The organism is Nonomuraea sp. 3N208, assembly GCF_052245935.1.
Classification (GTDB): domain Bacteria; phylum Actinomycetota; class Actinomycetes; order Streptosporangiales; family Streptosporangiaceae; genus Nonomuraea.
This window is the reverse complement of the sequence record NZ_JBQQBR010000008.1, coordinates 152,679-172,078: the sequence shown is the minus strand read 5'-3', so window position 1 is coordinate 172,078 and position 19,400 is coordinate 152,679. Positions and strand designations below refer to the sequence as shown.

Genomic DNA, 19,400 nt, shown 5'->3' with positions numbered 1-19,400 from the left:
GCTGAAGCAGGGCCCGCGGCCTGGGCTGCGCCGGCATTCGCGGCGGGCCCGGCGGTCGGAGCGGCGGGGCTATGGCGCGAGACCGCTACTCCATCGGAGACGGTAGCGCTATTCTCATCCTTCATGAACAACGATAGCAGTATCGCTCAGATCGCCGCGATGCTGCGCGAGGAGGCCGCCCGCCTCGGCCCCGGCGCGCGACTCCCGTCCAGCCGGCAGATCATGCGCAGACACAACGTCAGCCCCGTCACCGTGTCCCGCGCCATCGGCCAGCTGGCGGCCGAGGGCAGGGTCGTCACCAAGCCGGGCAGCGGCGCGTTCGTGGCGCAGCAGCATCAGGTCACGGCGGGGCAGGACACCGCCGACCTGTCCTGGCAGACGGTCGCGCTCGGGGACCGGGTGGTCGACGACGGGCCCGTCGTCGAGTTGCTGGCGTCGGCCCCCGAGGGAGTGGTGCCGCTGACCGGTGGCTATCTGCACCCCGGCCTGCGGCCGGACAAGCAGCTGGGGGCCGCGGCGGCGCGGGCGGTACGGCGGCCGGACGCCTGGGCCAAGCCGCCCCTGACGGGACTCCCCGAGCTGCGACGGTGGTTCGCGGCCCAGACGGGCGGCGACGTGACCGCGGCCGACGCGTTGATCGTCAGCGGCGGCCAGGCGGCGCTCACGCACGCGTTCAGGGCCCTGGCGGCCCCTGATACGCCAGTGCTGGTCGAGACCCCCACCTACCCCGGGGCGCTGGCGGCGGCCAAGGCGGCCGGGCTGCGCGCGACGGCCGTGCCCATGGACAGGGATGGCGTACGGCCGGAGCTGCTGGCCGAGGCGTTCGCCGTCACCGGCGCGCGGGTGTTCTTCTGCCAGCCCACGTTGCACAACCCGACCGGCGCTACCCTGCTCGTCGAACGCAGGGAGCAAGTGCTGCAGGTGGCAAGGGCGGCGGGGGCGTTCGTGGTCGAGGACGACTATGCCCGTTACCTGACCGAGCACGCTCCTGCGTCGCTGGCGTCCATGGATCAGCACGGGACCGTCGTCAATGTGGGCTCGCTGACGAAGATCCTTTCGCCGAGCATGCGGGTGGCCGCGGTGATCGCTCGCGGACCGGCCGCGCATCGGCTGCGGGCCAGCCAGCTCGTGGAGTCGTTCTTCGTGGCGCGACCCTTGCAGGAGACGGCGCTGGAGTTCGTCGGGTCGCCGGCCTGGCGGCGGCATCTGACGGCGGTGCACGCCGAGCTCAGGACACGGCGCGACGCGCTCGCGGCAGCGCTCGCCGCACGCATGCCCGAGGCGGAGCTCCACCTGCTGCCCATCGGCGGGATGCACCTGTGGGTGCGTCTGCCGGCCGAGGTCGACGAGAACGCCTTCGTCGAGGCCGCCCGGCGGAACGGCGTGCTGGTGAGCCCGGGGAGGATGTACTACCCGTCGGAACCGCCCGGCCCGCGGATCAGGGTGACGCACATGGCGGCCACTCATCTGCCGGAGCTGCACGAAGGGGTACGCCGCCTCGCCGAGGCCCTGACGCAGGTCCGGTGAACGCCGCGACTGCGATCAACCTCCGCCGACTCGACGTCTGGCTCACCGGCACACCCCTGGGAACCACCCGGAGCTCCCATTTCACACGACTCGACCTGCAGCTCACCGCGTGATCAGCCATTGGGCAACGGAGTCGTGAAGGCCGAGGCCTTCTGCGGACCTTCGGTAAAGTGGCGGGCATGTCGTTCTCCGCGGGGCTCATCCGAGACTTCGTGAACACCTACGACGTCGAATCCGACACCGACGACCTCTCCTCCCCCGCCGATCTCTTCGTCTGGCTGCGCGAACGCGACCTCATAGCCCCCCGAGACCGCGCCACCGACGACGACCTCCACACCGCCCATACCCTCCGCGAGGCCCTCAGGGCGGCTCTCAGGCGCGAGCGAGCCCACTTCCCCGACCTCCCGCTTCAGGTGAGCGCCCAGGCGGACGGCGGCCCGGATCTGGTGCCGGCGGGCAGCGGCGTACGAGGCGGTCTGGCCAGGATCGCGGCCGCGGCGGTGGGGGCGGGGTGGGACCGGCTCAAGGTGTGCGCGGAGGGGACCTGTCAGTGGGCGTTCATCGACTCTTCGAAGAATCGTTCCCGCTCGTGGTGTTCTATGCGGGTATGCGGCAACCGCACCAAGACACGCGCTTACCGGGCGAGGAAGCGGGGTTCGCGTCGTCTCCAAGTGTCAAACACCGATACGGTGTAACTCGTGCCTTGTGGCACGTACGGCAGGCGAAGGAGCGGGCCGAGATGGCAGACGTAGGCGTCCGGGCGGCCCGGCGCGAGGATGTGCTCCAGGTTGCGAATTGCCAGATTCGCGCCTGGCGCTACGGCTATCGGGAGTTCCTCCCCGAGGGGCCGCTTGAGCAGATGACCGGCCCGGCAGCGGAGAAGATGTGGCTGCGGCAGTGGGACGAGGCGATCGTCGCCCCGCCCACCCCCATGCATCGCGTGCTGGTGGCGGTGGAGACCATCCTCGACACTGAGGGTTTCCCGGCGCTCGGCGCGGGCGGCAGCGCCGCCCTCGTCACCCCTCGCGGCGGCGAGCGCGTGGTGGGCCTGGCGTCCCACGCCCCCGCCGAGGACCCCGACCTCGACCCCAGCGTGGTGGCCGAGATGCTGACCCTGCTGGTCGATCCCGACTTCGTCCGCAGGGGCCACGGCAGCCGCCTGCTCAACGCCACCGTCGACTACCTGCGCGACGACGGTTTCCGGCAGATCGTCACCTGGGTGTTCGCCGACAACCACGCGGTGCTCGGCTTCCTCGAGTCGGCCGGCTGGGGCGAGGACATGGCCGAACGCGTCCTGGACATGGGCCGCCCGATCAGGATGGTCCGCCTCACGACGGACATCAGTTAATGGCCACTCCCGCACAGTGGATTGCCGGCGCACGGCCGCGCACGCTTCCCAACGCCATCGTGCCCGTCATGGTCGGCACCGGCGTGGCGATCGGCGAGGGTGGCTTCGTGTGGTGGCGGGCGCTCCTGGCGCTGTTCGTGGCCCTTTCTCTGCAGATCGGCGTCAACTACGCCAACGACTACAGCGACGGCATCCGGGGCACCGACGACCAGCGGGTCGGCCCGATGCGGCTCGTAGGCTCACGCGCGGCCACGCCCCGGGAGGTGCTGATCGCCGCCTTGGGCAGTTTCGCCGTCGCGGCGATGCTGGGGCTGGTCCTGGTGCTGGTCACGCAGGCATGGTGGGTGTTGCTGGTGGGAGCGGCGGCGATCGCGGCCGCCTGGTTCTACACCGGTGGCAATCGCCCGTACGGCTACCGCGGGCTGGGCGAACTGGCCGTGTTCGTGTTCTTCGGCATCGTGCCCGTGGTCGGGACCGCGTATGTCCAGACAGAATCGCTGAGCTGGGCCGCGTTCCTCGCCTCGATCCCGGTGGGGCTGCTGTCGTGCTCCATGCTCGTCGTGAACAACCTGCGTGACGTGGGGACCGACGGGCAGGCCGGCAAACGCACGCTGGCGGTCGTGCTGGGGGCCGAGCGCACCCGGGCGCTGTACGTGGTGTGCCAGGTGGTGCCGTTCGTGGTGGCGCTGGCGATGGTGCCGATCACACCGTGGGCGGCGCTCGTGCTGCTGGCGGTGCCGCTGGCGATCACTCCGATCAAGACAGTGCTGAGCAAGGCCGTGGGTCCTGCCCTGATTGCGGTGCTGCAGCAGACGGGCAAGCTGCAGATGGCGTACGGTCTGCTGTTCGCCGTGGGTCTCGCAATCATCTTCTGACGAACGCCCGTCCTTCGACGAGCGCCGATCCCCTGACGACCGTCGCGGACGGCGGCACGAGACGCTAGCGTATGAATCCCTTACTAGGGCAGTTTTTAGTCAAGTGGTCCGGAGAAGTGGCCCGCCGTCGCACCTAGCGCGAGGGATCTAATTGAACCGGCCAAGCGCGCCCACGGACATCGAGGAGTTCGAACACGCACTCGCTGAGTGCGTCAGCATCGCCACCCGCGCGATGCCCGATTCCCCGATGGTCAGTATCGCGCTGCCCGCCGAGCACGGCCTGCGTACCGTCGCCTGCTCGCACGAGCGTGCCGAGTTGCTCGATGGGCTGCAGTCGACCGCCGGTCAAGGGCCTTGCCTCGACGCGCTGGACACCGGAGAGCCGGTGACGGCCACGGACCTGGGCGCGGACTCCCGCTGGCGCCGCTTCGCGGCCGAGTCCGGCCTGCTCAGCCTGCACTCGGAGCCGCTGAAATCCGAGGGCAGGATGCTGGGCGTCCTCACGCTCTACTCGGGCCAGTGCGGCGGCTTCAGCGAGGCGACCCGGGTCGCCGTCCGCGTGACCGCCGGCCATATCGGCGTGTTGTTCCGTACGGCGGTCGACGCGGCCCGCATGCGGGAGGTCGCCGCGCAGCTCAAGGAGGCGCTCACCACGCGCGCGATCATCGACCAGGCCCTCGGCATCGTCATGGCGCAGCGCCGGTGCACCTCCCACCAGGCGTTCGAGGTGCTCCGGCACGTCTCCCAGGACAGGAACGTCAAGCTGCACCAGGTCGCGGCCACGATCGTGGAGAAGGTGACCGGAGAGGCCCCGCAGCGCTCCCGTTTCGAGGACCCGCCACCGCGCAAGGTGGGCCAGGCGTAATCAGCCCGGCAAGACGATCGGCGTTTTCGGCGCCTGGGGATCCGGAAAATCCACCCTGCTGAAAATGGTGGACGAGCGGCTCCTGGACCGGCACGGCGACGAGTTCGTCCGCGTGCATTTCAACCCCTGGGTGCACCGCCGCGAGCCGCAGATGCTGCTCCCCCTCTTGAACGCCCTGCACACCGAGAGGACGCTCATCATGCGCTACCCACCTAGTGCCCGTTTAGGACCGTCGCTATCCCGGTGGGTAGTGCTTGGCGCGGCCCGCCTCGGCTAGCAGGCGCGGCTCATCACCACACGCGGCGCGACCTCGATGCCCAGCTCACGCTCGTGCTCCACCAGCGCCTGCAGCTCCGGGCCCCACTCCTCCTCGGGCAGCACGGTGAAGCCGTGGCGCGCGTACCAGGGCGCATTCCACGGCACGTCCCGATACGTCGTCAGCGTCACGTGCGGCGCGCCGGCCGCACCTGCGTGGTCGATCACCGCGGCCACCAGCCGCCCGCCGATGCCTTGGCGCATGTTGTCAGGATGGACCGCCAGCTGCTCGAGATGCAGGTTGCCGTCCACCCATCCGACCAGCGCGAACCCGGCCAGCGGTGCCCCCTCGACCAGCACGTTCCCCGGGTCGTCCACTTCCTCGATCATGGTGGTGCCGGGCGGGAACGTGATGCCCACCTGCTCGAACAGCCGATCCGCGGCCAACTCGATCGCCACCAGCCCGGCGAGCTCGCCGGCCTTCGCCCATCGCACCATGCCGACACGATCTCATGTTTCGAGCGGATCTCGCCGCTCGTATTAGTGTTGATGATCGTAGGCCCGGCTGTGCGGAGCCGGGACCCTCTCCTCACGACGTGCCCACGACCCACCAGGTGGTGGGCACGTCGTGCGGCCACATCGGGGCCGCAGCAGATCCCCCTCAGGACCGCCTCAGAGGTCGAGCAGCGGCTCCAGGCCCACGGTGAGGCCGGGCAGCTCGCGCACTCTGCGCACGCCCAGCAGCACGCCGGGCGTGAACGCCGACCTGCTCATCGTGTCGTGCCTGATCGTGAGGATCTCGCCGTCGCCGCCCAGCAGCACCTCCTGGTGGGCGATGAGCCCGGACAGGCGCACCGAGTGCACGCGCACCTCGCTCACGTCGGCGCCGCGGGCGCCGTCCAGCGCGGTGCTGGTCGCGTCGGGCATCGGGGCGGAGCCGGCCTTGGCACGCGCCTCGGCCACCAGCTGCGCGGTACGGGTGGCGGTGCCGGACGGGGCGTCGGCCTTGTTGGGGTGGTGCAGCTCGATGATCTCGACCGACTCGAAGTGACGCGCCGCCTGCTGCGCGAAGTGCATCATGAGCACGGCCGCGATGCCGAAGTTGGGGGCGATCAGGCAGTTGGTGCCCGGGGAGTCCGCCAGCCACCCGCGTACGGTGGCCAGCCGCCCCTCGTCGAACCCGGTCGTGCCCACCACTGGATGCACGCCGTGCGCGATGGCCCATTCGAGGTTGCCCATGACCACGTCGGGGTGGGTGAAGTCGACCACCACCTCCGCGCCTTCGAGGCCTTCGATGGAGTCGTCCTTGTCGAGCGCGGCCACCAGCTCCATGTCGCTGGCCGCCTCGACCGCCTTGCACACCTCGGAGCCCACGCGACCGCGGGCGCCGAGCACACCTACCTTGATCACACGCCCAACCCTATCCCAACGGGAAACGGCCGACGGTTTCGCCCACCGTCCGTGCCGCCGCCGCTGTCACACCGACGCCCGGCCGGACGCATCACGCACCCCACCACGCCGCGTCAGGCGCCCACGCAACCTCAGGGCACGCCCGTCAGGGATAACCGCTGGAAGGGACTGGACGCGCAAGCCTGCTCAAGGGCGGAAGCGCACCTGTGGCGAGCCGCAGCACACGGCCCGCCCGAGGTGCAGTGTGGCGGCGGACCGCTGCATGCGGCCCGCCACGATGACGGCCGGCTCAGCGGATGGAGTCGGTGAAGTCCTTGTCGCCGTACGGGCCGATCACGGCGAGCGTGAGCGGCCGGTTGAGCACATCCCTGGCGATCTCGGAGATCTCGTCGGGAGTGACGGCCTCGATGCGGGACAGCACCTCGTCCACCGACATGAGCTCCTCGTAGACCAGCTCGTTCTTGCCGATCCGCGACATGCGCGAGCCCGTGTCCTCCAGGCCGAGCACGAGCCCACCGCGCATCTGCCCCTTGCCACGCATGATCTCGTCGGCGCCCAGCCCCAGGTCCACCACCCTGGTCAGCTCGTCCCGGCAGATCTTCAGCACGTCGTCGATCTTCGACGGCAGGCAGCCGACGTAGATGCCGAACTGACCGGTGTCGGCGTACGCCGAGGTGTAGCTGTAGGCGGAGTATGCCAGGCCGCGCTTCTCCCTGATCTCCTGGAACAGCCTGGACGACATGCCGCCGCCCAGCGCGGAGTTGAGCACGCCCAGCGCGAACCTGCGATCGTCGGTACGCGACAGGCCGGTCGTGCCGAGCACCAGGTTGGCCTGCTCGGTAGGCCGGTCGAGCACCCTGACGCCGGAGCGCGAGCCGGCGCCCGGGCCGCTGGTGCGCGGCGGGGCGAACTCGGCGGGGCCGCTCAGGGCGCCCGCCCGCTCGTACGCCCTGGTGACCAGCTCGACGACTTCCTCGTGCCGTATGTTGCCGGCCACCGACACCACCGTGCGGCGGGGCCGGTAGTAGCGGTGGTAGTACTCGGCTATCCGGTCGCGCCCGAGCGCGTTGATCGACTCGACCGTGCCCAGGATGGGCCGGCCGATCGGCGAGTCACCGTAGAGCTCGGCAGCGAACTGCTCGTGCACCACGTCAGAGGGGTCGTCGTCGTGCATGGCGATCTCCTCGAGGATCACGCCACGTTCGGACTCGACGTCCTCGTCGGTCACCAGAGAGCTGGTCACCACGTCGGCGAGCACGTCGACCGCGACCCGCAGGTCCTCGTCGAGCACGCGGGCGTAGTAGCAGGTGTATTCCTTGGCGGTGAAGGCGTTGATCTCACCGCCAATGCCCTCGATGGAGGCGGAGATCTCCATGGCGTCGCGCGTCGGAGTGCCCTTGAACAGCAGGTGTTCGAGGAAGTGGGTGGCCCCCATGTGCTCGGAGGCCTCGTCACGCGAGCCGATGCCGACCCACATGCCGACCGCGACGCTGCGCACGGTCGGCATGGTCTCGGTCACCACGCGTAGGCCACCCGGAAGGACAGTGCGCCTTACCACCCCGGCTCCGTCCTTGCCGGGGTGGAGCGTGGTGGTACTCACGAGTTCCGGTCGTCCCCCTCGCCGCCGCCGTTACCACGGGTGCGGACGCGCGTACGGGTGCGGCGGGGCCGCTCGGACCTGTCCTCGCCCGCGGCAGCGGACTCCTCCGGCTCCGGCGCCTCGTCGCCACCCTCGGCGGCCTTCGCCTCCTTGTCGGCGGCCTCCTTCTCGATGACCTCGACCGGCACCAGCGAGAGCTTGCCGCGACCGTCGATCTCGGCGATCTCGACCTGAACCTTCTCGCCGACGCTCATCACGTCCTCGACGTTCTCGATGCGCTTGCCGCCGTGCAGCTTGCGGATCTGCGAGACGTGCAGCAGGCCGTCCTTGCCCGGCATGAGCGAGATGAACGCGCCGAAGGCCGCGATCTTGACGACCGTGCCCAGGTAGCGCTCGCCGACCTCCGGCATGTGCGGGTTGGCGATGGCGTTGATCGCCGACCGCGCGGCCTCGGCGGCCGGGCCGTCGGTGGCGCCGATGTAGATCGTGCCGTCGTCCTCGATGGTGATCTCGGCGCCTGTGTCGTCCTGGATCTGGTTGATCATCTTGCCCTTCGGGCCGATGACCTCGCCGATCTTGTCGACCGGGACCTTGATGGTGATGATGCGCGGCGCGGTCGGGTTCATCTCCGCCGGAGAGGCGATCGCCTCCTGCATCACGTCGAGGATCGCCAGACGGGCGCCCTTGGCCTGCTTGAGGGCGGCGGCCAGCACGCTGGCCGGGATGCCGTCGAGCTTGGTGTCGAGCTGCAGGGCGGTGATGACGTCCTTGGTGCCGGCGACCTTGAAGTCCATGTCGCCCATGGCGTCCTCGGCGCCGAGGATGTCGGTCAGCGTGACGTACGCGTCGCCCTCGCCGATCAGGCCCATCGCGATGCCCGCGACCATCTCCTTGAGCGGCACACCGGCGTCGAGCAGCGCCATCGTGGACGCGCACACCGAGCCCATCGACGTGGAGCCGTTGGAGCCGAGCGCCTCAGAGACCTGGCGGATGGCGTACGGGAACTCCTCGCGCGTGGGAAGCACCGGGATCAGTGCCCGCTCGGCGAGCGCGCCGTGGCCGATCTCGCGCCGCTTGGGCGAGCCCACCCGGCCGGTCTCGCCGGTGGAGTAGGGCGGGAAGTTGTAGTTGTGCATGTAGCGCTTGGTGCGCTCAGGGTTGAGCGTGTCGATGTTCTGCTCCATGCGCAGCATGTTGAGCGTAGTGATGCCCATGATCTGGGTCTCGCCGCGCTCGAACAACGCCGAGCCGTGCACCCGCGGCACCACGTGGACCTCGGCCGACAAGGCGCGGATGTCCTTGGTGCCGCGGCCGTCGATGCGCACGCCTTCCTTGACGACCCGCTCACGCATGAGCTTCTTCATCACGGAGCGGAACGCGGCGCCGATCTCCTTCTCGCGTCCTTCGAAGTCGGCCAGGAGCTTCTCGGCGGCCAGCGCCTTGATCTTCTCCAGCTCGTTCTCGCGCTCCTGCTTACCGGCGATGGTCAGCGCGGTGGCCAGCTCGTTCTTGATCGCCGCTTCGACCGCGGCGTAGGCGTCCTCCTGGTACTCCAGGAAGACCGGGTATTCGGCCGTCTCCTTCGCCGCGACCTGCGCGATGCGCGCCTGCGCCTCGCACAGCACCTTGATGAAGGGCTTCGAGGCCTCCAGGCCCTGCGCGACGGTCTCCTCGGTGGGCGCGACGGCGCCCTCGGCGACCAGCTTGAGCGTGTCTCTGGTGGACTCGGCCTCGACCATCATGATCGCGACATCGCCGTCGTCGAGCACCCGGCCCGCCACGACCATGTCGAACGTGGCCGACTCCAGCTCGTGGTGCGTCGGGAACGCCACCCACTGGCCCTCGATCAGCGCGACGCGCACGCCGCCGATCGGGCCCGAGAACGGCAGGCCCGCCAGCTGCGTCGACAGGGACGCGGCGTTGATGGCGACCACGTCGTAGAGGTGGTCGGGGTTGAGCGCCATGATCGTGGCCACGACCTGAATCTCGTTGCGCAGGCCCTTGACGAAGGACGGGCGCAGCGGCCGGTCGATCAGGCGACAGGTGAGGATGGCGTCCTCGGAGGGACGGCCCTCACGGCGGAAGAACGAGCCGGGGATGCGCCCCGCGGCATACATTCGCTCCTCGACGTCCACCGTCAGCGGGAAGAAGTCGAACTGCTCCTTCGGAGCCTTGGACGCGGTGGTGGCCGACAACACCATCGTGTCGTTGTCGAGATATGCGACGGCGGACCCGGCCGCCTGACGCGCGAGCCGTCCGGTCTCGAACCGGATCGTGCGCGTGCCGAATGAACCGTTGTCTATGACGGCTTCAGCAGTGTGGACACCCTCCACGGGGGACCTCCTTGTGGTCGGTCTCCCGCGCCCTTTTCTCACCGGCACCCTCGTTAGGTGCAGCGCCGGTCTTCGATCGAAGCGCCCGGTTGAATGTCACAGTCAGACGTGCTGTCACCCACCGGAAGCCACTACCGAGGACCGGCCCGCAGGCGTCGCGGGTCGCATGGTGCTGAGCGGACGCGGGGGCTGTGTGTCTCGGAATCTTCAGTTGTAAGGCGGTGGAGCCGTTTCACGTCCCCGCGCGCCTGCTTCATATGGGCTCTACCCATATGAAGAAGGGAGCGGCGCGCGCCGCTCCCTTTCCATGTTATCGGCGCAGACCGAGCCGCTCGATAAGCGAACGGTAGCGCTGGATGTCGACCTTCTGCAGGTACTTCAGCAGGCGGCGCCGGCGACCGACGAGCAGAAGCAGGCCACGACGGCTGTGGTGGTCGTGCTTGTGCGTCTTCAGGTGCTCGGTGAGCTCGCTGATGCGCTTGCTCAGCAGCGCGATCTGCACCTCGGGCGACCCGGTGTCACCCTCGGTCGTCGCGTATTCGCCGATGATGGTCTTCTTGGCAGCGGTGTCGAGGGACACGGCTCTCCTTCAATCTACGGGCACGCGCTAATGTGTCGAAAGCGCGAACGACCGTGCGTGCCTACAGTCGCCGCATGAAGGCCGTCATGGGCAGCGCACAGCGCCGCCGTTACATAGCCGACATGCAAGGTTACCACCTAGGGCCGGGTGCTCGGGTGTTCCCGCCCGGCACCGGACGTGTGGCGCGCGACCAGCCGCCGGTAGGCGCGGGGAGCGGACTCCTCCAGTGCCCGTGCGCGCCGTAAGCCCACGACTGAAACCACGGAAGCCAGTGCCCGTGCGCGCCGTAACGGCGGCGCGCCACTGACCGGTCAGAGGCCGTTCCCCTGGACAGACGCAAGCCGTCGACGGCGGTTGGCCAACCACGGCAACGCGTAAAAGAAAGAAATAGGGTTATCTTGTGAGTCGCCGGGTGGCGTCGACGTCGGCGTGGATCTGGGCGATGAGAGCGTCGATCGACTCGAAGCGGGTGTTGCCGCGCAGGCGGGCGGCGAAGTCCACCGCCACGTGCACCCCGTACAGCTCCAGGTCGTCCCGGTCCAGCGCGTACGCTTCCACCGTCCGCGGCACGCCCTCGAACGTCGGATTCGTGCCGACCGAGATCGCCGCCGGCCACCGCTCCCCCGCGTACAGGGCAGGCAGGTTGGCCATGGGCACGCACTCCAGCCAGCCCGCGTAAACCCCGTCGGCGGGGATCGCCGTGTGCTGCTGCGTCTCGACGTTCGCGGTCGGAAAGCCCAGCTGCCGCCCCCGCTGGTAGCCGCGGACGACCACGCCTTCAACCCGGTGCGGCCGCCCGAGCGCCGCCGCCGCGCCCTCGACGTCGCCGGCCACGATGCGCTCGCGGATGGCGGTGGACGAGACGCCGTCGAGCATGGGCACGACCTCTACCTCGAAGTCGTATTTATCGCCCAGCGTCCGCAATGTCTCGGCGTCGCCGCTCGCACCCTCCCCGAACACGAAATCCTCTCCTACCACCACGACGGCGGCCCGCGCCCGTTCGCCCAGCACCGATTGCGCGAAGTCCGCCGGACTGGTCCGCGACAACTCGAGCGTGAACTCCACCACGTCGATCTCGTCCACCCCCAGCCCGCTCAGCAGCTCGGCCCTGCGCCTGGGGTTCGTCAGCCGCTGCGGATGCGACCCGGGCCGCACGACCTCGTCGGGATGCGGCTCGAACGTGACGGCGACCGCACGCAGCCCCTGCTCCCTGGCAACGGCGACGGCCCGCTCGACAACCCGCTGGTGCCCGCGGTGGACCCCGTCGTACACGCCGATGGTGACGACAGACCTTCCCGAACCCTGCACGCTAGGCCCCATTCGCTCGTGGCGGATCAATCCCCCACAAGCCTGCCACGCGCGTCACGGTTCCCTGCAACCGAGGGGGATAGGATCGGACATCATGCCTCGATACGCGCTTCTGATCCTGCCTGCCTTCAACCGGGTCTACGGTGAGAGCTCCGTCCGGCTGACGAGGAGCGAGCTGGCGGTCTTCAGCACGCGGGCACTGCAGGGTGAAGTGCTGGGCAGCGAGGAGACCACGATCGGCGGCGTGCCGTACGTGACGTTCGACACGGCGGAACCGCTCACCCAGCCGGATATTTCGCTTTTGTCCAATCTTTCCTCGGTTTACGCAATTTTTGGGACCGAGGGCGAGCTGCTCAGGCCGCTCTGGATGCAGCCGCTCGACCGGCTGAGCAGCGACTTGATCACCATCCAGAAATACGCCGGCAAGACCAACGAGCACTTCACCAAGCTGCTGCTCAACGTCACCGCGCTGGCCGGGGACAAGGGGCTGGGCGAGCGGCTGTCGGTGTTCGACCCGCTGAGCGGCCGGGGCACGACCCTCAACCAGGCCCTCATGTACGGCTACGACGCCTACGGGATCGACGTCGACGGCAAGGACTTCGAGGCGTACTCCGGCTTCATCAAGACCTGGCTGCGTAACAAGCGGCTCAAGCACACCGCCGAGACCGTGCCGGTACGCCGCGAGCGGGCCCTGGCCGGGCGGCGGCTGAACGTCACGTTCGGGCTGTCGAAGGAGGCGGTCAAGGCGGGTGACGTACACCACCTGACCATGGTCAACGCCGACACCCTCAAGAGCCGCGAGTTCTTCAAGCCCCGCTCGTTCGACGTCCTGGTGACCGACGCCCCCTATGGGGTCCAGCACGGCAGCAAGGGCGGCTCCGGCCTGTCCCGCAGCCCTCTGGAGCTGTTGCGCCAGGCGGTGCCCGTCTGGGCCGAGCTGCTGCGTCCTGGCGGTGCGATGGGCATCGCCTGGAACACCTACGGCGGCAAGAGCTCCGACCTCGCGGAGATCCTCACCGCGGCCGGTCTCCAGGTGATGGACTACCCCGACTTCGAGCACTGGGTGGATCAGGCGATCGTCCGCGACATCATCGTCGCCCACAAACCCGCCTGAGGCATCGCGGCCCGCCCGGTGTGGCCCGCCCGGTGCGCCTGCCCGAAGGGGCCGAGGTCGGCGGAGGTCCCCTCTGGGGCCAGGCCGGATCCGAGAGCGGCTGACGTACAACGGACGCAGCCAGCGCGGGAAGGGGACTAGCCCGCGAAGACGGCGATGGGCTTGGCGGTCCTGCCCTGCTCCTCGACCAGCGCGAGCAGCTCCCCCTCCGGCCCGAACACGCCGATCGGGCCCTTCCCGAGGCCGGTCGCGGGCAGCCGCCCGCCGTGCGCGACGACGCGGGCCTCCTCAGCCGTCACGTCCCTGCGCGGGAACGCCGCCGCCACCGCCTCCCCGATCGGCAGGATCACACATTCCTCGGCAAGCTGCTCGATGCTCCTGGCCAGCGACAGGTCATAAGGGCCCACCCGGGTGCGCCGCAGCCGCGTCAGATGCCCACCTACCCCGAGCGAAGCGCCCAGGTCGCGGGCCAGCGCGCGGATGTAGGTGCCGCTGGAGCAGGTCACGACCGCGTCCACGTCCACCACGTCGTCGTGGGCCCTGATGTCCAGCACGTCGAACGCCCGCACGGTCACGGGCCTGGCCGACAGCTCGACCTCCTCGCCCGCCCGGGCCATCTTGTAGGCCCGCTGGCCGTTCACCTTGATGGCGCTGACCTGGGGCGGGATCTGCATGATCTCCCCGGTCAGCGTGGCGACGCCCTTGTGGATCTCGGCCATCGTCACGCCGGCCGCCGAGGCGGTGGCGGTCACCTCGCCCTCGGCGTCGTCGGTGTTGGTGCTGACGCCGAGCCTGATCGTGGTGTCGTAGACCTTCTCGGTCAGCGTCAGGTGCCCGAGCAGCCTGGTCGCCTTCTCCACGCCGATCACCAGCACGCCCGTCGCCATCGGGTCGAGCGTGCCGGCGTGCCCCACGCGGCGGGTGCCTGCGATGCGCCGCATCTTGGCCACCACGTCGTGAGACGTCCAATCGGCCGGCTTGTCGACGATGATCAGACCGCTCTCGGCCATCAAGCCATCCCCTGCCCTCGTACGAACGCCATTCCGCCTGGTCCGGTGGCAGTCACGCCATCCCCAGCTCGCGTTTGAAGGCGGCCATGGTCTCCTCCACGGTGGCGTGCGAGGTGTAGCCGGCCGCGTTGTGATGCCCGCCGCCGCCCAGGGCAGCGGACGCGGATCCCACGTCGACGGTGCCCTTGGACCGGATGGACACCTGCCAGGCGCCCTGGTCGTCCTCCTTGAGCACGACCGCCACCTCGGCCTCGTCAGTGCGCCGCACGATGTCGATGATGCCCTCAAGCTCGGCATACGGCAGCCCGTATGCGGCCCGGTCCACCCGCGTCACGTACGTCCACACCAGCCCGCCCTCCAGCGTCACCCGGTCGAGGGCGGCCGCCAGCACCTTGAGGTAGCTGAACGGCGAGCGGTCCCACAGCTCGCGCGCGATCTCGTCGGTACGCAGCCCCGTCGCCACGAGCCTGGCCGCCATCTGGTGAACGGCCGGCGTGGTCGAGGAGTGGCGGAACGAGCCGGTGTCGGTCACCAGGCCCGCGTACAGGCACGTGGCGATGTCCCGGTCGAGCCGCCCGCCCAGCCGGTAGATGAGCTGTTCGGCCAGCATCGCGGTGGCGGCGGCTTTGGCGTCGATGAGCCCGAGCGTGCCGAACCCGGCGTTGGACGGGTGGTGGTCCACCACGATGACCTCGCGCGCCCTGGCGGTGTTGTCGCCGAGCGGACCCAGCCGTTCGAACGTCGAGGAGTCGAACGAGATCACCAGCTCCGGCGCGGCCGGGTATTCCTCCGGCGGCACCAGCATCTCCTGCCCGGGCAGGAACCGCAGCAGCCGCGGCACCGCGAACGGCCGGTCGCCGAACGACGCCACGACCCGCTTGCCCATCGACCGCAGCACGAAGGCCACGGCCAGCATCGAGCCGAGCGCGTCGCCGTCGGGCGTCACGTGGCAGACCAACGCGACCTCGTCGGCCTGCCCGATCAGGTGCAGCGCCCGGTTCCAGGCGCTCTCCGGTATCGCGCCACCGCCGACGCCGTTGCGGGACTCGACCCGTGCCGGCCGGTCGGCCCGGTCTCGTACGTCGGGCGTCACGCCGACTCGTCCTCGTCCTCGCCCTCGTCGGGCTTCCTGTAAGGATCCGCCTCGCCCGCGTACGCGGCGCTCTGGGCCTGCCGCGCGACCTCGGCGTCCCGCTCCCGGGCGGCGTTGATGAGGTCGTCGAGGTGGCGGGCACTGTCGGGCAGCGGGTCGTGTTTGAAGGCGAGCGTCGGGGCGAAGCGCACGCCGGTCTGGCGGCCGACCTCAGAGCGGAGGATCCCCTTGGCGCTCTCCAGGGCTGCCGCGCTGTCGGCGCGCTCGGCCTCAGAGCCGAACACCGTGTAGAAGACCGTCGCCTCACGCAGGTCAGCGGTGACGCGTGTGTCTGTCACGGTGACGAAGCCCAAGCGTGGATCCTTGATCCGGCGCTCCAGCATCTCGGCGACGATCTGCTGGATGCGGTCGGCGAGCTTGCGCGCTCGTGCGGCATCCACCATGTTCGCTCCCCCTCACGCACGACCTGGCCGTGCTGTCGTTCAATCTTCGTCGTGGTAGAGCCGCTGCCTGGCCGACAGCAGCTCGATCTCAGGGCGGAAGGCCACCATCCGCTCGCAGGCGTCCATCACCTCTTTGCAGTTACCCGCGGAGGCGGAGATGACTGCGACGCCGATCTCAGCCCTGCGATGCAGGTCGAGATGACCGGTCTCGGCCACCGCGATGCTGGGATAACGTCGCTGCAGCTCGGCGATCAGAGGCCGGACGGCAGAGCGCTTCTGCTTCAGCGAACGCACGTCGCCGAGCAGGATGTCCAGGGTCAGAGCACCCACATACATCGTTGGCTACCACCGCTTGGACTGGTGTGGTGGACGCACGACCGGCCTGCTGCGGTGGGGACCAGGCCAGGACGTGCGAGAGGCGCCCGGCGGATGTCCCGCCGGGCGCCATGCCGCGCGTCAGTCTCGCGGCTTCTCCCGCATCTCGAAGGTTTCGATGGTGTCGCCTTCCTTGATGTCGCTGTAGCCGACGCCGATGCCGCACTCGAAGCCCTCGCGGACTTCGGTGACATCGTCCTTCTCCCGCCGCAGCGAGGAGACGGTGAGGTTGTCGGCCACGACGACGCCGTCGCGGATGAGGCGCGCCTTGCTGTTGCGCACGATCCTGCCCGAGCGGACCACCGAACCGGCGATGTTGCCGATCTTCGGCACCTTGAAGATCGCGCGGATCTCGGCGGTGCCCAGCTGGACCTCTTCGTATTCGGGCTTGAGCATGCCCTTGAGCGCCGCTTCGATCTCCTCGATCGCCTGGTAGATGACCGAGTAGTAGCGGATGTCGACGCCCTCGCGCTCGGCCAGGTCGCGCGCCCGAGGCTCGGGGCGGACGTTGAAGCCGATGATGACCGCGTTGTCGTCGGCGACGGCCAGGTTGACGTCGTACTCGGTGATCGCGCCGACCGCGCGGTGCAGGACACGGAGCCTGACCTCGTCGCCGACATCGATCTTGAGCAGAGCGTCTTCCAGCGCCTCCACCGAACCGGACACGTCACCCTTGATGATGAGCTTGAGCTCGTCGACGCGGCCCTTCTCGAGGTCGCTGAACAGCTCCTCGAGGGTGCGGCGACGGCTCGACTTCGCCATGTCGGCGCTGCGCTTGCGCGCCGCGCGCTGCTGGGCGATCTGGCGGGCCATCCGGTCGTCGGTGACGACGATGAAGTTGTCACCGGCGCTCGGCACTGCCGTCAGACCCATCACCAGGACCGGACGGGACGGCGTGGCCTCTTCGACCGCGTCGCCGTTGTCGTCGAGCATCGCGCGGACGCGGCCGAAGGCCTCGCCACACACGATCGAGTCGCCGACCCGCAGCGTGCCGCGCTGGACCAGGACGGTCGCGACGGGGCCGCGGCCCTTGTCGAGGTGTGCCTCGATCGCGATGCCCTGAGCATCCATCGTCGGGTTGGCCCGCAGGTCGAGCTCGGCGTCGGCGGTCAGCAGGATGGCCTCGAGCAGGTTCTCGATGCCGGTGACGTTCTTCGCCGAGATGTCGACGAACAACGTGGAACCGCCGAATTCCTCGGCCACCAGACCGTATTCGGTGAGCTGGGCCCGCACCTTGTTGGGGTCCGCGCCTTCCTTGTCGATCTTGTTGACCGCGACCACAACCGGCACGTCGGCCGCCTGGGCGTGGTTGAGCGCCTCGATCGTCTGCGGCTTCACACCGTCGTCGGCCGCGACCACCAGCACCGCGATGTCGGTGGACTTGGCGCCTCGGGCACGCATGGCGGTGAACGCCTCGTGACCCGGGGTGTCGATGAAGGTGATCTTCCGGTCTTCGCCCTCGTGCTCGGCGGACACCTGGTAAGCGCCGATGTGCTGGGTGATGCCACCCGCCTCGCGCGCCACCACGTTGGTCTTGCGGATGGCGTCGAGCAGCTTGGTCTTACCGTGGTCGACGTGACCCATGACGGTCACGACCGGCGGACGCGCGGCCAGGTCGGCCTCGTCGCCCTCGTCCTCGCCGAACTCGATGTCGAAGGCCTCGAGAAGCTCGCGGTCCTCCTCCTCCGGGCTGACGACCTGGATGTTGTAGTCCAGCTCGGCGCCGAGCAGCTGCAGCGTCTCCTCGTTGACCGACTGGGTCGCGGTCACCATCTCGCCGAGGTGCAGCATGATCTGCACGAGCGCAGCGGGGTTAGCGCCGATGCGGTCGGCGAAGTCGGACAGCGACGCGCCGCGCGGCAGGCGGATCGTCGCGCCGTTGCCGCGAGCGACCTGCACGCCGCCGATCGCCGGCGCCGACATGTTGTCGAACTCCTGGCGCCTCTGGCGCTTGGACTTGCGGCCACGAGCGGGACGGCCGCCGGGACGCCCGAAGGCTCCCGCGGTGCCACCGCCACGGCCACGGCCACCGGCGCCAGGACGACCACCGAAGCCGCCACCGCCACCGGGTCCACCGGTGCCGGTGCGCTGACCGGTGCCGGCGCCACCACCGGGACGGCCGGCGAAGCCGCCGCCACCGCCGCCGGGACGGCCACCGCCGCCACCGCCACCGGGACGACCGCCGCCGCCACCGCCACCGGGACGGCCACCGCCGCCACCACCGCCGGGACGGCCACCGCCGCCACCGCCGCCACCGCCGCCGCCGGGACCGCTGGGACGGCCCTGGGGCATCATCATCGGGTTAGGACGCGGGCCACCGGGACGGGGACCGCCTGCTCCGGGACCCGGACGCGAACCGCCGGAGGGCGGGCCGGGCCGCGGCCCAGGAGCGGGCCTGCCCTCGCCGCCTCCACGGCTCTGCGGCGGACGCGGCATCGCGCCGTCACGCGGCGGGCCGTCGCGGCGCTCGCGCTGGCCGGGGCCACCGCCGTCGCGCTGGTGACCACCCGGCCGCGGCGGCCGGGCCTGGCCCATGCCGCTGGCGGTCGACGAGAACGGGTTGTTGCCCGGACGCGGGCCACGCGGACCCGGCTTCGGTCCCGGACCGGGACGCGGACCGCCGCCACCTGCAGGCGCGCCGGAACGCGGGGCCTGCGTGGAACCGCCGCCTCCAGGACCCGGACGAGGACCTGGGCCGGGCTTGGGACCCGGGCGAGGGGCGGGACTGGGCCGCGGACTCGGAGTCGGCCGAGCAGGGGCGCCGCTCTCGAAGCGAGCCTGCGGAGCCGGAGGCGTCTCACTGCGCGGAGCCTGAGGCTGCTGCTGCTGCTGCTGGGGCATGGGCACCGGCGGGCGCGGCTGACCGCCGCCCGCGGGACCCGGACGCGGAGCGGGACCCGGCTTGGGACCCGGACCCGGACGCGGAACAGTTGGAACCGGCGCCTGTGCGGTGCCGTTGCCGGCCTGGCTGTCTGCCGGCCGGGGAACAGCCTTCGGCGGCTGCTGTCTGTGGGACGGCTGTCCGCCGCCCCTAGAGGGCCCACCCTTGGATGCGCCCAGAGCTTCGGTGAGCCTGCGGACCACCGGCGCTTCGATGGTCGAGGACGCCGATCGGACGAACTCTCCCATCTCTTGGAGCTTGGCCATGACGACCTTGCTCTCTACGCCGAACTCCTTAGCGAGCTCGTATACCCGGACCTTCGCCACTGCACTCCCTTACTCGGCCCGGGAGGCTGGCTGTGCCGTCCGGACCGTCGCTACCTT

The 19,400-nt window shown here is 69.9% G+C and carries 17 protein-coding genes and 1 pseudogene; 7 read left to right on the top strand and 11 right to left on the bottom strand.

Annotation, left to right across the window (positions count from 1 at the left end; all coding sequences use genetic code 11):
* The first annotated feature begins 123 nt into the window (after positions 1-123).
* The 6 genes and pseudogenes from ACTWPT_RS14405 to ACTWPT_RS14380 form a co-directional block, all read left to right on the top strand.
* Entirely contained in the window at positions 124-1,527 is a 1,404-nt protein-coding gene (locus ACTWPT_RS14405; protein ID WP_443177850.1) for an aminotransferase-like domain-containing protein, read from the top strand.
* Positions 1,528-1,706: 179 nt separating this feature from the next.
* The gene (locus tag ACTWPT_RS14400; protein ID WP_443177849.1) at positions 1,707-2,222 is read left to right on the top strand and encodes a CGNR zinc finger domain-containing protein; all 516 of its coding nucleotides are present in this window, start codon (positions 1,707-1,709) and stop codon (positions 2,220-2,222) included.
* Between the two features lie 44 nt (positions 2,223-2,266).
* Positions 2,267-2,875 (top strand): GNAT family N-acetyltransferase, encoded by a 609-nt coding sequence (locus tag ACTWPT_RS14395; RefSeq protein ID WP_188194419.1) that lies wholly within the window; start codon positions 2,267-2,269, stop codon positions 2,873-2,875.
* Complete coding sequence (locus ACTWPT_RS14390) at positions 2,875-3,750, top strand: 1,4-dihydroxy-2-naphthoate polyprenyltransferase (RefSeq protein ID WP_443177848.1); 876 nt, start codon at positions 2,875-2,877, stop codon at positions 3,748-3,750. Before ACTWPT_RS14395 ends, ACTWPT_RS14390 begins: the two co-directional genes overlap by 1 nt.
* Positions 3,751-3,901: 151 nt before the next feature.
* Positions 3,902-4,615: a GAF and ANTAR domain-containing protein gene (locus ACTWPT_RS14385; RefSeq protein ID WP_443177847.1), complete on the top strand. Its 714-nt coding sequence runs from the start codon at positions 3,902-3,904 to the stop codon at positions 4,613-4,615.
* A 13-nt stretch (positions 4,616-4,628) separates the two neighbouring features.
* Positions 4,629-4,892, top strand: a pseudogene (locus ACTWPT_RS14380) (P-loop NTPase fold protein); the annotation flags it as partial.
* Here the strand turns inward: ACTWPT_RS14380 and ACTWPT_RS14375 are convergent.
* The 6 genes from ACTWPT_RS14375 to ACTWPT_RS14350 all read right to left on the bottom strand — a co-directional run bounded on the left by ACTWPT_RS14375 (position 4,889) and on the right by ACTWPT_RS14350 (position 12,113).
* On the bottom strand, positions 4,889-5,368 hold the full coding sequence (locus tag ACTWPT_RS14375; protein WP_443177846.1) for a GNAT family N-acetyltransferase: 480 nt from the start codon (positions 5,366-5,368) through the stop codon (positions 4,889-4,891). The pseudogene ACTWPT_RS14380 and the gene ACTWPT_RS14375 sit on opposite strands and share 4 nt — an antisense overlap.
* A 174-nt stretch (positions 5,369-5,542) precedes the next feature.
* Positions 5,543-6,280, bottom strand: a complete 738-nt coding sequence (gene dapB, locus ACTWPT_RS14370; protein WP_443177845.1) for a 4-hydroxy-tetrahydrodipicolinate reductase — start codon at positions 6,278-6,280, stop codon at positions 5,543-5,545.
* 289 nt (positions 6,281-6,569) lie between these two features.
* Complete coding sequence (locus ACTWPT_RS14365) at positions 6,570-7,880, bottom strand: M16 family metallopeptidase (protein ID WP_443177844.1); 1,311 nt, start codon at positions 7,878-7,880, stop codon at positions 6,570-6,572.
* Positions 7,877-10,213: a polyribonucleotide nucleotidyltransferase gene (locus ACTWPT_RS14360; protein ID WP_443177843.1), complete on the bottom strand. Its 2,337-nt coding sequence runs from the start codon at positions 10,211-10,213 to the stop codon at positions 7,877-7,879. Before ACTWPT_RS14360 ends, ACTWPT_RS14365 begins: the two co-directional genes overlap by 4 nt.
* 310 nt (positions 10,214-10,523) lie before the next feature.
* On the bottom strand, positions 10,524-10,793 hold the full coding sequence (rpsO, locus tag ACTWPT_RS14355) for a 30S ribosomal protein S15 (protein ID WP_195896693.1): 270 nt from the start codon (positions 10,791-10,793) through the stop codon (positions 10,524-10,526).
* A 393-nt stretch (positions 10,794-11,186) separates the two neighbouring features.
* Complete coding sequence (locus ACTWPT_RS14350) at positions 11,187-12,113, bottom strand: bifunctional riboflavin kinase/FAD synthetase (protein WP_443177842.1); 927 nt, start codon at positions 12,111-12,113, stop codon at positions 11,187-11,189.
* A gap of 82 nt (positions 12,114-12,195) precedes the next feature.
* Between ACTWPT_RS14350 and ACTWPT_RS14345 the strand changes: the two genes are divergently transcribed.
* Positions 12,196-13,215: a TRM11 family SAM-dependent methyltransferase gene (locus ACTWPT_RS14345; protein ID WP_443177841.1), complete on the top strand. Its 1,020-nt coding sequence runs from the start codon at positions 12,196-12,198 to the stop codon at positions 13,213-13,215.
* A 137-nt stretch (positions 13,216-13,352) separates the two neighbouring features.
* On the opposite strand, the gene truB is transcribed toward ACTWPT_RS14345, so the two are convergent.
* The 5 genes from truB to infB all read right to left on the bottom strand — a co-directional run bounded on the left by truB (position 13,353) and on the right by infB (position 19,343).
* A complete protein-coding gene (gene truB, locus ACTWPT_RS14340; RefSeq protein ID WP_443177840.1) occupies positions 13,353-14,225 on the bottom strand; it encodes a tRNA pseudouridine(55) synthase TruB in 873 nt (290 codons plus the stop codon).
* Positions 14,226-14,277: 52 nt separating this feature from the next.
* Positions 14,278-15,318: a DHH family phosphoesterase gene (locus ACTWPT_RS14335; protein WP_443177839.1), complete on the bottom strand. Its 1,041-nt coding sequence runs from the start codon at positions 15,316-15,318 to the stop codon at positions 14,278-14,280.
* Positions 15,315-15,761 carry a 30S ribosome-binding factor RbfA gene (gene rbfA / locus ACTWPT_RS14330; RefSeq protein ID WP_443177838.1) on the bottom strand — a complete coding sequence of 149 codons (447 nt, stop codon included), beginning with the start codon at positions 15,759-15,761 and terminating at the stop codon, positions 15,315-15,317. The genes ACTWPT_RS14335 and rbfA overlap by 4 nt, the downstream gene beginning before the upstream one ends.
* Before the next feature lie 39 nt (positions 15,762-15,800).
* On the bottom strand, positions 15,801-16,097 hold the full coding sequence (locus tag ACTWPT_RS14325) for a DUF503 domain-containing protein (RefSeq protein ID WP_443177837.1): 297 nt from the start codon (positions 16,095-16,097) through the stop codon (positions 15,801-15,803).
* A 120-nt stretch (positions 16,098-16,217) separates the two neighbouring features.
* Complete coding sequence (gene infB / locus ACTWPT_RS14320; protein ID WP_443177836.1) at positions 16,218-19,343, bottom strand: translation initiation factor IF-2; 3,126 nt, start codon at positions 19,341-19,343, stop codon at positions 16,218-16,220.
* Between the last annotated feature and the right edge of the window lie 57 nt (positions 19,344-19,400).

Coding starts and splice junctions, on each gene's coding strand:
- ACTWPT_RS14405 (WP_443177850.1), top strand. CDS start 124: ATGAACAACGATAGCAGTATCGCTCAGATCGCCGCGATGCTGCGCGAG.
- ACTWPT_RS14400 (WP_443177849.1), top strand. CDS start 1,707: ATGTCGTTCTCCGCGGGGCTCATCCGAGACTTCGTGAACACCTACGAC.
- ACTWPT_RS14395 (WP_188194419.1), top strand. CDS start 2,267: ATGGCAGACGTAGGCGTCCGGGCGGCCCGGCGCGAGGATGTGCTCCAG.
- ACTWPT_RS14390 (WP_443177848.1), top strand. CDS start 2,875: ATGGCCACTCCCGCACAGTGGATTGCCGGCGCACGGCCGCGCACGCTT.
- ACTWPT_RS14375 (WP_443177846.1), bottom strand. CDS start 5,368: ATGGTGCGATGGGCGAAGGCCGGCGAGCTCGCCGGGCTGGTGGCGATC.
- ACTWPT_RS14350 (WP_443177842.1), bottom strand. CDS start 12,113: ATGGGGCCTAGCGTGCAGGGTTCGGGAAGGTCTGTCGTCACCATCGGC.
- ACTWPT_RS14345 (WP_443177841.1), top strand. CDS start 12,196: ATGCCTCGATACGCGCTTCTGATCCTGCCTGCCTTCAACCGGGTCTAC.
- truB (WP_443177840.1), bottom strand. CDS start 14,225: ATGGCCGAGAGCGGTCTGATCATCGTCGACAAGCCGGCCGATTGGACG.
- rbfA (WP_443177838.1), bottom strand. CDS start 15,761: ATGGTGGATGCCGCACGAGCGCGCAAGCTCGCCGACCGCATCCAGCAG.
- ACTWPT_RS14325 (WP_443177837.1), bottom strand. CDS start 16,097: ATGTATGTGGGTGCTCTGACCCTGGACATCCTGCTCGGCGACGTGCGT.